Origin of the sequence: Desulfuromonas sp. (assembly GCF_002868845.1) — a bacterium.
Taxonomy (GTDB): domain Bacteria; phylum Desulfobacterota; class Desulfuromonadia; order Desulfuromonadales; family BM501; genus BM501.
Genome location: NZ_PKUB01000011.1, coordinates 1 through 14,194, shown reverse-complemented (window position 1 = coordinate 14,194; position 14,194 = coordinate 1). Strand labels below are relative to the sequence as shown.

Annotated in this window: 11 protein-coding genes and 1 riboswitch; of the genes, 7 read left to right on the top strand and 4 right to left on the bottom strand. The window is 59.9% G+C overall.

Features of this window, described 5'->3' with window-relative positions; translation table 11 throughout:
• Positions 1-749 precede the first annotated feature (749 nt).
• Positions 750-1,130, top strand: a complete 381-nt coding sequence (locus C0617_RS02835) for a VOC family protein (RefSeq protein WP_291315508.1) — start codon at positions 750-752, stop codon at positions 1,128-1,130.
• A gap of 147 nt (positions 1,131-1,277) precedes the next feature.
• Here C0617_RS02835 and C0617_RS02830 read toward each other — a convergent pair whose 3' ends face one another.
• Positions 1,278-1,697, bottom strand: coding sequence for a pyridoxamine 5'-phosphate oxidase family protein (locus tag C0617_RS02830; protein WP_291315507.1), 420 nt, complete (start codon positions 1,695-1,697; stop codon positions 1,278-1,280).
• A 66-nt stretch (positions 1,698-1,763) separates the two neighbouring features.
• Positions 1,764-3,233 (bottom strand): cellulose synthase family protein, encoded by a 1,470-nt coding sequence (locus C0617_RS02825; protein WP_291315506.1) that lies wholly within the window; start codon positions 3,231-3,233, stop codon positions 1,764-1,766.
• 244 nt (positions 3,234-3,477) lie between these two features.
• On the opposite strand from C0617_RS02825, the gene C0617_RS02820 reads away from it, so the two are divergent.
• Positions 3,478-4,314 (top strand): hypothetical protein, encoded by an 837-nt coding sequence (locus C0617_RS02820; RefSeq protein ID WP_291315505.1) that lies wholly within the window; start codon positions 3,478-3,480, stop codon positions 4,312-4,314.
• A gap of 208 nt (positions 4,315-4,522) precedes the next feature.
• On the top strand, positions 4,523-5,266 hold the full coding sequence (locus C0617_RS02815) for a glycosyltransferase family 2 protein (protein WP_291315504.1): 744 nt from the start codon (positions 4,523-4,525) through the stop codon (positions 5,264-5,266).
• Between the two features lie 255 nt (positions 5,267-5,521).
• Here the strand turns inward: C0617_RS02815 and C0617_RS02810 are convergent, their stop codons facing one another.
• Positions 5,522-6,865: a hypothetical protein gene (locus tag C0617_RS02810; RefSeq protein WP_291315503.1), complete on the bottom strand. Its 1,344-nt coding sequence runs from the start codon at positions 6,863-6,865 to the stop codon at positions 5,522-5,524.
• Between C0617_RS02810 and C0617_RS02805 the strand changes: the two genes are divergently transcribed.
• The 3 genes from C0617_RS02805 to C0617_RS02795 all read left to right on the top strand — a co-directional run bounded on the left by C0617_RS02805 (position 6,819) and on the right by C0617_RS02795 (position 11,359).
• Positions 6,819-7,712: a rhodanese-like domain-containing protein gene (locus C0617_RS02805; protein ID WP_291315502.1), complete on the top strand. Its 894-nt coding sequence runs from the start codon at positions 6,819-6,821 to the stop codon at positions 7,710-7,712. The two genes, C0617_RS02810 and C0617_RS02805, sit on opposite strands and share 47 nt — an antisense overlap.
• Complete coding sequence (locus C0617_RS02800; RefSeq protein ID WP_291315501.1) at positions 7,709-8,149, top strand: hypothetical protein; 441 nt, start codon at positions 7,709-7,711, stop codon at positions 8,147-8,149. The genes C0617_RS02805 and C0617_RS02800 overlap by 4 nt, the downstream gene beginning before the upstream one ends.
• Before the next feature lie 138 nt (positions 8,150-8,287).
• Positions 8,288-11,359: a rhodanese-like domain-containing protein gene (locus C0617_RS02795; protein ID WP_291315500.1), complete on the top strand. Its 3,072-nt coding sequence runs from the start codon at positions 8,288-8,290 to the stop codon at positions 11,357-11,359.
• Positions 11,360-11,442: 83 nt separating this feature from the next.
• On the opposite strand, the gene C0617_RS02790 is transcribed toward C0617_RS02795, so the two are convergent.
• Positions 11,443-12,123 (bottom strand): 4Fe-4S binding protein, encoded by a 681-nt coding sequence (locus tag C0617_RS02790; RefSeq protein ID WP_291315499.1) that lies wholly within the window; start codon positions 12,121-12,123, stop codon positions 11,443-11,445.
• Between the two features lie 1,348 nt (positions 12,124-13,471).
• Positions 13,472-13,548, top strand: a riboswitch (cyclic di-GMP riboswitch).
• Positions 13,549-13,675: 127 nt separating this feature from the next.
• On the opposite strand from C0617_RS02790, the gene C0617_RS02785 reads away from it, so the two are divergent.
• A partial coding sequence (locus C0617_RS02785; protein WP_291315498.1) for a fibronectin type III domain-containing protein occupies positions 13,676-14,194 on the top strand: 519 nt, incomplete at its 3' end.

Here is a 14,194-nt window from a genome sequence, read left to right as displayed (position 1 = left end):
ACCCTGACCCCAGTGCTCATGACACAGGCTTTCGAAAAGGGCTGACCTCGCTGACAACCCTTAAAAGGTAGCAGGGTTGTCAAGATACAAGGCCTTCAATACTGCAAAAACCTTGAAAAACAGGGACACTCCCCATTTCCCCTTCGGGGTGTTCCCTGAGAGTTCATGCAATTACGTAATTAAGGGATGGAAACGACAAAAACAAGACTGGATTTATTTTATAATCTGCGGTAATAAAATGGGCAGGTTTTCACCCCGATTTTAAATTCGAGATTATCTAAACGAGAAAAAACATGAACCGTCCGATTGCAATACTGCTGATAGTCCTAATAATCGTTGGTTTGCTGTTCAGTACATTCGCTCTTTTCCAGGGAAAATTCACTGAAGCCCTTTTCGTATATCCTTTGCTGATCATTGCTTATCTTTTTTCGCGAAAGGGTAAAAGGTAGGGGGTGCAGAGGGGACGTTCTTGAAATTTGTACTTTTGGAAGAAACAGGGTGTTCGGGGGACACAATACAGATTTTAATGTTGGAACCTACAGGGAGCGTTTTTAATTTACATACCAGCCCCTAACGCTACTCCCCAAACCAACACAACGGAATATCGAAAGGCCGCCGGCGCTGATGCCGGCGGCCTTTTCGTTTTCAACTACCGCAAGGACGGCAGCGGCGAAACCGCAACAAGGGACTTGGCCTTTCGGCCCCGGGGGGATAGACTTGGCGCATCACATCACAAGGAGGCTTAAGCGATGGAATACAAGATGATCCACTCCTGCATCCGGGTCATGGACCTGGAGAAATCCGAAAAGTTCTACCAGGAGGCCTTCGGGTTCGAAATCGCCCGGCGGCTCGATTTTCCCGAGCACAAGTTCACCCTCTCCTACCTGAGGGCCCCGGGGGGCGGCTTCGAGCTGGAACTGACCTGGAACCACGACCAGGAAAAACCCTACGAAATGGGCAACGGCTATTCCCACCTGGCCGTCGGCGTCAAGGACCTCGAAGGCTCCCACCGGCGTCACCAGGAGATGGGCCTCGACCCCAAGCCCCTCAAGGGGCTGGCCGGCGGGGAGGCCCGGTTCTACTTCCTGGCCGATCCCGACGGGTACATGGTCGAGGTCGTGAGGACATGACGAGACGACCCTCCCGTGAAATTCTCACAAGAGAATCAGGACTGATGCAAAGAGGCGCCGGATTGTTCCCGGCGCCTCTTCGTTTTCCTCTCGTCCCTCTGCCGTTGGAATCCGAAACCGGTTCAGGATGGCCTGCATCGCGTAGCGCTAGAAAATCTCGACGAATTCCTTGGGGGCGAAGTTGGTCTCCATGGTCCAGCAATTGGCCACTCCCCGGGCGAGCCGGTAGACGGACAACGCGCCCCAGCCCGCCTGGTCGACCATCGGCCTGAGGAAGGCGAATTTCTCCACGATCTCCTCCTTCAGCCCCTGCTCCGCCATCTCTTCCACCTCCCCCTCGATTCGCACCTGGACGTTGCTCTCCGGGTCGAAGAAGCACAATTCCACCTGCGGATTGTTTTGCAACTGGCGGTTCATGTCCTTGAGCCTGCCGGTGCAGAAGAAGAGTCCCCTCCCGTCGTTGATGGCGGTCATGATGCTGCGTACGCGGGGAGCGCCCCCCTCGACGGTGGCGAGCTGGAAGACGGGGTGCTGGCGGGTGAAATCGAGAATTTCCTCTCTGGTCATGGTGATCCCTCCATGGCGTATAGGGGCTGTGTCGCGAAGTCGGGACGAACGAGGCCGTAAGGCATATTATCGTATCCCTTGCAGGGACTCTACAAAATCCCGGGAAAGAACAAGGCCGAAGCCGACGGGAAAGAGGGCAAGGAAAGGGAGGGCGATCCAGGTCTCTCGTTGCCAGGCGAAGAGCAGGGGGAGCAGGAGGTAGGCCAGCAGGGCGCCGTTGAGCAGGATGTAGGACAGGGCCTTTTGCCGGTAGAGGGCCGCGAGGCCGGGGAGGGTTCCTCGTCCTGTGAGGCCGAACTTGGGGGTTCGCTCGAAAACGCCTCCCCGGCGGAAGGTCCCCTGAAGGACCGCCAGGGCGAGGCTGGGGGCGAGGCCCAGGGTCAGGACGGGGAGGAGGGGGAGCCAGAGCAGCCCCTTGCGCCCCTCCTGGGCCAGGGCGTGGTGGGCGAAGTAGAGGAGGATGGCGCCGGTCGCTCCGAGAAAGAGGGGGAGGTCGAGGCGCAGCAGCTCGTAGGGGCCGACCCCGGTGCGCCAGAGGAGGGTGGGGTAGAGGGTCAGGGTGACGGCGGCGCCCAGGAGCCATCCGAAGTTGGCCAACAGGTGGGCGGCCGCCTCGAGCTTGACGGCCGGCGGTTGAGACGAGAAGAGGATGCGGGGCAGGATCTTCCGCGCCGTCTGGACAGATCCCTTGGCCCAGCGCTGTTGCTGGCTGCGGAAGGCGGCAAGGGTCACGGGCAGCTCCGAAGGGACGACCACGTCGTCCCGGTAGACGAATCGCCAGCCGGCCAGTTGGGCGCGGTAGCTCAGGTCCAGGTCCTCGGTGACCGTGTCCGCCTGCCACCCGCCTGCCTCCTCGATGGCCCGGCGGCGCCAGATCCCCGCCGTGCCGTTGAAATTGAAAAAGAGCCCGCGCCGGAATCGCACCTGGTGCTCGATGCGGAAGTGAGGCCCAAGGAGGAGGGCCTGGATGCGGGTCAGCCAGGAGTGACCGGCGTTGAGAAAGCCCCAGCGGGCCTGGACCATGCCGACTTCGGGATCACTGAAATGGGAGACGGTCCGGCGCAGAAAGTCCGCCGGGGGGACGAAGTCGGCGTCGAAGACGGCCACCAGTTCGCTATCGGTTTTGGCGAGGCCGTGGGCCAGGGCTCCCGCCTTGAATCCCTCGCGGCCGGCGCGGCGGAAGACTCTGATGTCGACCCCCCGCCGCTTCCAGTGAAAGGCCCGCTCGTCAACGATCTGGCCGGTGTCGTCGCCGGAGTCGTCCAGAACCTGAATCTCCAACCTGTCTTTCGGCCAGTCGAGTTTCGCCGCGGCATCGACCAGGCGCCCGGCAACGAATCGTTCGTTGTAAAGGGGGAGCTGCACCGTGACCCGGGGAACGTCATCGCCTTGCAGGGCCCCCGGGGGGGACAGAGGGGTGCGGCGAAGGCGGCGCAAGCAGGCCAGGAGCCAGAGCCGGTGCAGGCCGTAGAGGGCCAGGCTCCCGAGGGCCAGGAAATGGGCGGTGGCCATAAATTGTGGGCTGAGGGATAGCATGGCGCATATCTTTAGCATAATGTTCGGTTCAGGGTCCAGAATATATTCCATTGTGATTTCGCATTGATATGGGTTTTGTTATCGAATAATTCTATTGGACTTAAAGGATCTTCTGGGATAGAAAGGGCGCACATTGAAACGGCTTCTCCGATGTTGACGCGTTCGTTGACTCGGGGGATCTCAGTCGTGGCAGATGCTGTTCAGGAAGATTCCTGGATAAACGGATTTAGAGAAAGGACGTGCCGTGAGACATGCAATTTATGTCAGCTTGTTTTGCCTGCTATTCTTGTCGCTGGCCGGCAACTGTTTTGCCGGCGCCTGGACCCTGGAGCGAGGCAAGGCCTACAACCGGTTTGCCGTGAACTACTTTTTTGCCGACGAAGAATTCGATGGGGATGGCAATGGGAAGGCCCTGAACTTCAATGGCGAATTCACCGAAGTCAACGGCAACTACTACGTTGAGTACGGAGTCTTCAATCGTCTTACGGCCATTGCTTCCCTTTACTATAAGGACATCGAACAGGAAGACAACGCGGTCATCAAGAGTACCAAGGGCATCGGGGATGTCGAACTGGGCCTGAAGTACGGGGTGGCCAATTGGTCCGGGGGGGCGGTCGCCGCCCAGGGACTGGTTAAAATTCCGGGGGCCTACGATGAGAGCCCGGAAGGCGGGACGGGGGTGCCCCTGGGTAACGGCCAATACGACGGCGAACTCCGGCTGCTGTACGGCCAGTCGCTGTGGGCCCTTTTTCCCGGCTACTGCGGCGTTGAAATCGGCTACCGCTGGCGGGCTGAGGCCCCGGCCGATGAACTGCGCTACCTGGTCGAGGTCGGGACCGATTTTTCCAAGTCTCTGTACGGGCGGGCCAAACTCGACGGGATCAAGGGGATGAACAACGGCGGCGGATTCAGCAGCAATCGCAACAATCCGAACGAGTTTGACTTGGTCAAACTCTATCTGGCCACCGGCTTCAAGGTGACCCCCCGGTGGAGCCTGGAAGCCGGCTACGCTCCGGCCATTTCCGGAGAATCAGCCCTGGACGGAACGACCTACACCCTGGCGCTCACCTATCAGCCCTAGGTGGCTGTCCAGTGCAACTGGGGCGCCTACTTTCTCAGAGACCGATAACAAGATTTAACGCAAAGACGCAAAGGGGCACGGCAAGGCGCAAAGAAATGATTTGACCTAATAGAATCGAATTTTTCCAGGTCTGCCCCTCTCTGCTTCTCAGCGTCTCTGCGTTAAAGAACGACAGCTTTCCGGTCGCTTTCGATCTTGGCGGGACAAGATGCATTCAGGAAAAAACATCGCCCTGCTGATACCCGCCCGCAACGAGGCCCTCTCTCTGCCTGCGGTGCTGGCGGCCGTCCCGGCCTGGACCGACCGGGTGATGGTGGTCGACAACGGCTCCGACGACGGGACGGCGGCGGTGGCCCGCCGGTTCGGTGCAGAAGTGGTAGCCGAGCCGGTTCCGGGTTACGGCCAGGCGTGTCTGGCCGGATTGGCGGCCTTGCGGGAAAATCCCCCCGATATCTTGGTCTTTGCCGACGCCGACGGCAGCGACGACCTCGCGACTCTGGAAGGCCTCCTCCGGCCCCTCGTTTCGGGGCGGGCCGACTTCGCCCTGGCCAACCGGGTCCCCACCGAAATCCGCGCCCTGACTCCCCAGCAGCGTTTCGGCAACTGGCTGGCGACCCGGCTGATCCGCCTGGTCTGGGGCTACGGATACGGGGATCTCGGTCCCATGCGAGCCATGAATTGGGCGGACCTGGAGCGCCTGCATATGCGGGATCGCGACTTCGGCTGGACGGTGGAGATGCAGATCAAGGCCGTGCAGCGAAGGCTGCGGATCCGGCAAATCCCCTCTCCCTACCGCCCCAGGGTGGCGGGGCGCTCCCAGATCAGCGGGACCGTCAGGGGGGTGGTCAGCGCCGGTTTCAAGATTCTCTGGGTCATCGGCCGCGAGGCCTGCCAGGAGAAAAAAGGGCAGGCGGTCCTTCTCTGGCGGCGCTGGAACTCGGTCTCCCGCTAAAACCTGCGAAGAACATTAGCTTTTCAACGCAGAGGCCCCGAGATGCAGAGAAAGGCGCAAAGACCAAAACATCGATTTGGATATGCACCTGAATCCAGGGACAACGAACGAAAATGACGATTGGGGGCAACACCAAATCTGCCCACGTAAAGCCGACAAGACGCCAAGAAGGTCTAAAAAATCGGGTCCCAATGGTTTTTTAATTGCGGCTTTGCGGCTTGAGTGAGCGAATGCGAACGGGCGTGAGAAAGGACTTCAGGGTGTTTGTCCTTGATGGTTTTTTCTCCTGTTCCCTCTGCGAAGGGCAAGGGCAACCACCGGGGCGGCGAAGATCAGCAGAGCCCAGAGGTCGCTTTCGATCCACTCCCCGAGGATGGCGTAGGGAGCAAGCACCCGGTAGGCGAGCAGCACGGCCCAGGACAGAATGATTCCTGCCGGCTCCGCGGCAAAGGGGAGGAGCGCCGCCAAGTAGAGGGCGTACCAGGGGTGCAGGGTGGGGGTGAGGAGCAGAAAGGCCAGGGTGACGGCGTACAGGGTCTTGAATGGCGCCCGGGCCTCTGCCGGGCGTTTCCGGAGCCGCCCATGGGCCAGGAACCAGACCCCCCCGAAGAGCAGGGCGATGATCAGTCTGGCGACCAGCCCCGAGCCGGATAGGGCGGACAGGGTGCGGTAGACGAAACCCGAAAACTCCCAGTGCCGGGCGTAGGCTTCCAATGTTCCCAGGGCGTTGAGCATCTCGGGCCAGAAGGGGAGGCAGAGCAGACCTCCTGCCGCGAAGAGGCCGAGCAAGAATGAAGCCCTGTCCTTTTTCCCTGCAAAAAGGAGTGCGGCCGGGAGAAAGACAAGGGGAAAGAGCTTGGAAAGGATCGCTCCGGCAAAGCTTGCCCCGGCGGCGAGGCTCGCGAGTCCCGGGCGGGATGACAGCCGGCGGGGAGGGGCCGCGAGGAGGGTGAGGGCGAGGAGCAAAAAGAAGACCCCCGCCCCGTCGATGTGCCCCGACCCGGCGATCTCCAGGACCGGCAGAGGGTGCCAGGCGTAGAGGGCTCCCCATGCAAGGTTTCTTCCCCGCGCGGCGAGCAGGCGCAGGATCAGGGCGCAGCTTGCTAGGTCGAGGGCGACGAGCAACCCCTTCAGGCCAAGGACCTTTCCCCCCAGGGACGCACCCGCGGCAAAGACCGCCTGGGCCGCCGGGGGGTAGACGGTCACCAACGAGGGGTGATTGACCCGGGACGCCAACTGCCGCAGGGCATCGCTTGCGGGGAGCACCCGGTCGGGGGCCGCCACGTAGGGGTTGACTCCCTGCAGGGTGTGGAGCCCGTCCCAGAGATAGCGGAAGATATCGTCGGAGAGTTCCGGCGGCCGCAGGACGAAGAAGAGTCGAAAGAGCAGGGCCGGCAGGAGGATGATGGCGGGGGACCATTTGACGAGCCCCCCCTCGCCGGCCCTGCAGGCCCAGGCCAGCAGCACGGTGATTAAGGCCGTTGCCCCGAGCAGTTCGGGGATGGCCAGGCGCAGGTCGGGCAGCAGGGCCAGAAAACCGTAGGAGGTTGCGATGAGAAAAGGAACACCCCAGGTCACCAGGTTCTTTTGCAAGGGCATTGTTTCAACCGTCCTCCTGCTTCTGGGGCTGGCCTGTCTGTCGTTGCCGACCGAGGCTTCGGCTTCGGAGGACGACCTGGGGCTTATCGAGCCGGGCGATCTGGCGATGAAGTCGGCGGGCTGGGCGATCCTCGACGGCAGGCCCCGGGCCGAGTGGACCAAGGGGCGACTGCCGGGGGCCCACTCCTTCAGCTGGGAGGACTATACCAGAACCGACCGCGAGGGGGTACCCTATCGCATTTGGCATCCCCACGAGCTGGCGAAGGTGCTGGGAGAGATGGGTATCGACGAGAAGACTCCGGTCGTCGTCTACGGCGATGCCGACACCAGCTGGGGGGGCGAGGGGTGGGCCGTCTGGACCCTCGCCTGGCTCGGCCACAGGGGACCGGTGCGCCTTCTGGACGGTGGCGTCCAGGGGTGGAAGGCCGCAGGGCTTTCCCTCGAGGAGGGCTCCGGGGGCGATGCGCGGCCGGCGGCGACCTACCGCGTCACGCTCCGGGAGGACCTCAATATCTCCACCGCGGATCTGGAAAAGGGTTTGGACGGGGTCACCCTGATCGACACCCGCTCGTACTGGGAGTGGTTCAAGGGACACCTCCCCGGTGCGGTTCATATCCCCTGGACCGATCTCTTCACCGGCAAAGAGAACCGTCCCCTCTCCCCGCGGGCCTACCGGGCGCTCCTTGCGGAAAAAGGGGTTCCGACGGGCCGTCCAGCGGTCTTCTACTGCACCGGCGGCATCCGCTCCGGGTACGGCTGGACCGTCCATCGCCTGTCGGGGCTGGAAGGGGGGCGGAACTACGAGGGGAGCACCGAGGCGTGGGAGCGGCTCTCGTCCGATCGATGAAATGGCTTGTGCTCCTCGTCATCCTCGGGTTTTTTGCGGTTGCAGGGCCGGCGCAGGCAGGGGAGAGACGCCTGAGTCTGCTCCAGAAGGACCCGGCCTCCTGGCAGGCGGTTTCCGGCGGGGCGCGGGGAAGGCTGATCTTCGACGAAGCGGAGGGCGGGTTTGTGCTGAATGCCCATCGGCTGCTCCCGGCCACAGACTATGCCCTCGTCCGATATGCCGGCCGGCCGCCCTGGGGCCACATCCTGGCTCGGGGCGTTAGCGATGGCCAGGGAAGGCTGCGCCTTTCGGGGTTCTGGGCCGAGTGGAGCAAAAAAATATGGCTCGTGCTCGGGGCCGACGTCGCAGGCCATGCCGGGGATTCTGGACCCGCAGGGCTTGATCGTCTCAAGGGGTGGAACCCCCGAGCCTATCTCTTCGAGGAGGAGGGCCTTTGAGAGGGGCGCACGGTTTTGACTATCGAAAAAGCTGATATTTATAAAAGAAAGTATCTATATTTTGTATTGGTATTTAATGTGTTGAAATGGCAAACTGGCTCTGCTTTTTACCGATATCTCTCTACAGGAGGCTGGTGTATGAAACGGAGTGGCAGGTTTTTGGTCTTTTTTGTGGTGGCCGCGTTTTTGTCCCTTGGGCTGGGGGGGTGCGGCAGTTCCAGCAGCAGCAAAGCCCCGGTGACCGACGAGGACACCCCGGTCATTGAAAACCCGACAGCGGACCAGACCGGGGATACTTCTCTCTTCCCCAATGCGCAATTGCTCGCGTCGGCCGAAGACCTGCTGGAAGGTGCCGCCGGTGGTGTCGCCACCCTGGCGGAGAGCAGCGACCCGATCATCATCGATACCCGCTCCGCCGATGCTTATGCCGCCGGGCACATTCCGGGCGCTATCAACGCGGAGTGGGGCATTTTTGCCCTCTGGAGCGATCCCCCGGAAAAGGCGACTCTCAAGCCTGTCGCCGACTTGGAGGCGCAGCTCGGCGGTTTGGGCCTGACCACGGACGCCAGGATCGTCATCTACGACGACACCGTCAGCTCCTGGGGGTCGGCCGGGCGTATTTTCTGGATGCTCGAGTTCCTGGGTTGCACCAATGTGCAGATTCTCAACGGCGGCTGGGACAAGTGGGAGGCCGACGGCCTTCCGACCGAAATGGCAGCCAACGTTTTGGAGCCTGCCGTCTTCACCGCCGCGCTTAAACCGGCGGTTAATCCGGACAAGGAATATATCAACAGCCGCCTCGGAGACGCCGATTTCGTCACGGTCGATACCCGCACCGACGACGAGTACAACGGTTGGACCCTCTACGGCGAGGCTCGCGGGGGGCATATCTCCGGTGCCGTCCAGCTTCCTTACGAATGGTATTACAACGACGACAACACCGTTCTCGGTTACGCCGACCTCACGGCACTCTTTGAATCCCGCGGCATCACCGCCGACAAGGAGGTGGTCGCCTACTGCACCGCCGGCATTCGCAGCGGCTTCTTCTACTTCCTGGGGCGCCTGATGGGCTACGAGCGGGTGGCCAACTACGACGCCTCCATGTGGGACTGGGCGGCGGCCGACGCGGCGACCTACCCCATGGACAAGATGGAAAAGTATGCGGAGCTGGTCCACCCCGGCTGGGTCAAGGGGCTGATCGATTATCATGCCCCCGGAAGCACGGCCGACGCCCCCGCAGACTACCCCTACGAGCGGGATCGCAAATACCTTATTTTCGAAACCCAGTGGGGCAGCTTCGAGGACATGGCCCAGGGGTGGGCGGACGACTCCTACCTGAAGGGGCACATTCCCGGGGCCATCCACTCCAACTCCGACACCTACGAGAACGGCTACCCCCGCTGGTTCATGCTCCCCGACGAGGAACTCCGGGCCGCCGTCGGCAGCATGGGGATCACGGCCGACACCACGGTGGTCGTCTACAGCGGCAGCCCCATCTTCGCCGCCCGCCTCTGGTGGATCCTCAAGTACGCAGGGGTCGAGGACGTGCGGTTGTTGAACGGCGGCTACGAGGCCTGGACGTCCGCCGGATTCGACGGGGAGACGACCATCAACGAGCCGGTTCCGGCAACCTTCGCCGGCACGGTTCACCCGGAATATCTCGCAACCACCGATGATGCGGCTGCCCGCTACGATGCCGGGGATACGATTTTCGCCGACGTCCGATCTTATGAGGAATATGCCGGGGAGGTGAGCGGCTACGGCTATGTCGCCAACAAGGGGCGCATCCCCGGGGCGGTTTACGCCTTTAATGCCGACAATCCTGACCGGGAATACCTGGATGACGACGGAACGCTTCGGAGCTTCTCCGAGGTCCGCGACATGTGGCGGGGGCTGGGGATCGCACCGGCGGCTGCCGACGATACCTTCGACAAGGAGGTGGTTTTCTACTGCGGCAGCGGCTACCGATCGAGCCTGAGCTTTCTCTACGCTTACCTGATGGGGTATGAAAACGTTCGCAACTATTCGGACGGCTGGGAAGGGTGGAGCACGAACTACATCGAGGACCCCTCATATGTGGCCGACCCCGACCTGCCGGGAAGCACCGACGGCTGGATTCAGGCCCCCTCCGGCCGGTCCGTCGCCTACGGGGTTCATCCCGAATGGGACGCCGACTCTTATGAGAATGTCAGCCGCCTGGTCGATGCCAGGTGGACCAAGGAAGTCCTCCTTGAAAACGACAATTTCGGCAAGCCCTATGTCATCGCAGAGGTGAATTGGGGCCCTGCCGGCGACTCCTACAACAACGGTCATATCCCCGGCGCCATTCACGTCAACACCGACGAGATCGAATACGACTGCTTCAATGCCCGCAACGACTGGCCGGTGGATGCCGGCGAACCGGCCTGCTGGGACCGCAGCACCACCGTGGAAGAGGACGCCGCCAAGGGGCTCGGCCCCGACGATTCCCTGCCGCGGAACTGGTGGAATATCTATCCAGACCAGTACCTGCTGCCCGGGATCGCCTACATGGGGATCGACAAGGACACAACCGTGGTGGTCTATGGCCCCGACGCCTCGGCCGTTGCCCGCCTGGTCTGGACACTGATCTATGCCGGCGTGGACGATGTCCGGTTCATGGAGGGCGGTTACGATGCCTGGGTGAGCGCCGGTTATGAGGGATCGACGGAGGCGGTTGCCCGGACCCCGGTGAGCGATTTCGGCGCTTCGGCGGCCCTGCATCCGGAATACAAGGTCGACATCTCTCATGTTCGTGATGTCGTAAACGGGGTCGTCACCGGTGCCCTGATGGTCGATATCCGCTCCGAAGATGAATATGCAGGCGCCAGCGCCCCCTACGGCTACATCCCCACCGACGGCCGCATTCCCGGCGCGGTCTGGGGCAAGGCCGGCAGCGGCCCCTGGAGCATGGAAGACTACGTCAACGCCGACAACACCCTCAAGGCCCCTGCCGATATCGAAGCCTTCTGGGCGGATCAGGGCATCACGGCCGACAAACACCTGAGCTTCTACTGCGGCACCGCCTGGCGCTCGAGCCTGGCCTGGTTCTACGGCTACATGATGGGCTACCCGCAGGTCAGCAACTTCGACAGTTCCTGGTTCGAGTGGAGCATGGGCGAAGGCTCTTCCTACGCCGGGGCTGACCCGGTCCTCAACCCGACCGTGGACGACGAGCCGGACCTTCCCTGAACCAGCAATAGTCACCGATAACGCAAAAAAGGCCGCCTTTACGGGCGGCCTTTTTTGCGTTCAGGAGAGGTGTCCCAGGGACCTCAGGCGGCCTTGTCCCAGGAAAGGGCTCCGGCGGGGCAGGTTGTTTCGCAGGAGGAGCACTTGAGGCAGTCCCGGTGAGGGATCTGGCCCGCCTCCTTGTGCTCGGCGATGGAAAGCCCCATGGGGCAGTTCTTTTCGCAGATGCGGCAGGACTTGCAGCCGGCGTCGATCCGGAGGGGATCCTTGTGGCCCCCAAGGGCGTTCTGCATCGTCCCCACCGGACAGAAAGAGCACCAGGTGCGCGGGCGGTATGCAAGGCCAAGAACCACGCCGAGGCCGGTTGTGATGGCGCATATGGACCAGAAGACGCTTCCCCAGTGACTGAGGCTGCCGGGGTCCTGAAGGATGCGCCAGGTCATGAAGCCCATCATGGCTGCCAGGGCAGACCAGCGGAATCCCATGCTTTGCAGGAAGGGGGGCACGGGCTTTGAGCTCCCGACAAGGTTGAAGTAGGTGTCGAAGAAGCTGCCGCGGGGGCAGATGTTCCCGCATACGAAACGGCCCCTGAACAGCCCGCCGACAATGCCCGTGGCCATGGCTGCCGGGACGGCAAAACCGAGCAGGGGATATTTCCAACCCAGGGCGATGACGGTCACCATCACCAGGGCCAAAAGCCATTTGTGAAGTGCTCTGCCGGAGTGGCCGGGGTGGAATTGTATCGAGGCTGAAGAAGTGGTCATGTTTCACGGACTCCTTGTATGGGGCCTGTCAGTGGCTTGATAAAACTGAATATATAGAAAAATGAATATTGTGTCAAGTTGGTTTTGTTTAGTGGGGCAGGACTCAGGAAGAACCCAGACCGATTCACGTCCGGGGATCGATGGGGGGATAAACATCTTTCCTGCAGGTGCGTCCGTTTCGTAAACATTCCCCCTTATGTTCAAAGCCAATAGGGGGACTTTGCATCTAATTCCGGACTCTTAACGGGCTCCGAATGTCTCCCTGGGATCGGCCGCGTCCCCACGGGGCGCCTGTCCACCACCCCACGGATAATGATCCCTGTCGTATAAATGCGACATCTCCGAGAAGTCGCGCGGTAAGGTCCTCCGCCCACGAACTCTCCCGGAAACAGGGCTCCCAGGCAGGGCAAATCGAGGCGAAATCGGACAATAGAACTTTTGGTTGTTCGTGTTGTCTGTCATCTGCGTCACCGACGGATGGGCCTTTCTGTCTTTTAGCGTGAGTGTGTGCCTTCTTTTGTCGCCAAAAGGAAACAGGTCTATCCAACCAAGGTATGGAACACGCATGGTCCGTGGCCTAGAGGGAGGGTTTCCCCTTGTGGAATGGCCAGTTATGCAAACTGGACACGGATTTTGCACAAGGGAAAAGACATCCTCCTTTATCGGGAGGCGGGGTAAGGGATTCGCAGAGAAAGAGGGCGAACTCTCGGGATGTCCCAAGATTTGAAACTCTGCCTTTTTGTTTGACCCGGAAGTCAACAAGCAGTAGGGGAGGGAGGGGGGCAAATGAATATCGACAAATCTTCATATGCTTTGAACGATCTTGAATCACCTTTGATGAATGGAACGGTTCCATTTAAGTCTTTGAAATGTTTGTTTTTGAAAGCCGGCAACATGATCCAAATTTTTTTGTTGTATGAGAAAGGATTCGAAGAGTAGTGAAAATTTATTAGCAGTCGCTGTTTGGGGAACTAGCGAATAGCCGGGTAAACGACTGTAAAAATGCACAGTCGGCAAAGGATTATTCGTTAGTCAGAAGATGCGTATGTGGCCCTTTTGTAAAACGGTAATGGTTGCTACCATTTAAGCGCAAGAAAAAGTTTATGGTCAAAAATAATGACAGTAGGTGATCAAGGTTAATAAAATCGAAAAAAGCTTGGCACGCAAAATGCTCTATCAGGAAGACATCTAACCAAAGAGATCTCAAAGAAGATTGTGGACATGTAATAAACGTATTGATTGTGTTTGAATAATTATCAACTTCAAAGCATTGTTTGATTTAAAGATCACCAAGAAAGAAAGGATGATGAGTGGAACCTTGACTGTCTAATTTATCGTAAAGGTAAGCCTCGGAAAAAGGCGAACCCAGAGAAATCTGGGGGTGCAAAGCCACGGGTCCATAACATGGATGGCCGGGTTGCCGAAGAGGTTAACGCATGCTGTACGGTTCCCTCCGTCAATAGTAGCAAATGCGTTCATCTTCGGCCAAAAAGATGGACGCATTTTTTGTGTCTTAAGTTTGATCTTGTTGGCCTTTTAAGGATTTAAAAACATGGAAAACAAAATAGTCAAAACACAACTCGGAAAAAAACACTCTGGAGGTAGTCGCATGGATTATCAACCCCCCCTTCGTTCCCGCGGGCAAATGATATTTTCCCTTCTGATCTGCCTGGGGGTCTTCCTGGCTTTTTCCACCCAAGTCTCAGCAGCGCCGCTCAAAGTCAATTCCGGGGACTTTATCTCCGTTGCGGCCAAAGAGGTTTCCCCGGGCCAGGTCGATCTTGACTGGGTCTTCAGCCTCAGCGATTCGGCGAGTGGGTATTCCATCGAGCGCAGCCAGAGCCCGAACAGCGGATTCGCCGAGGTCATGAGAACCGAAGGAGTTCTCTGCCGTTGCAGTGATGCGAATCTCTCCGAAGGGCAGACCTACTTCTATCGGGTGCGGGCCTATCAAAAACGGTGGAAAAGGGTTATTTATTCCCCTTATTCCGAAACATTCAGTGTCACGACCGAAATCAGCAGTGAGCCCATTCCCGAGGTGTCCGTCCCCGGATCCTTCGAGTTCTCGGCC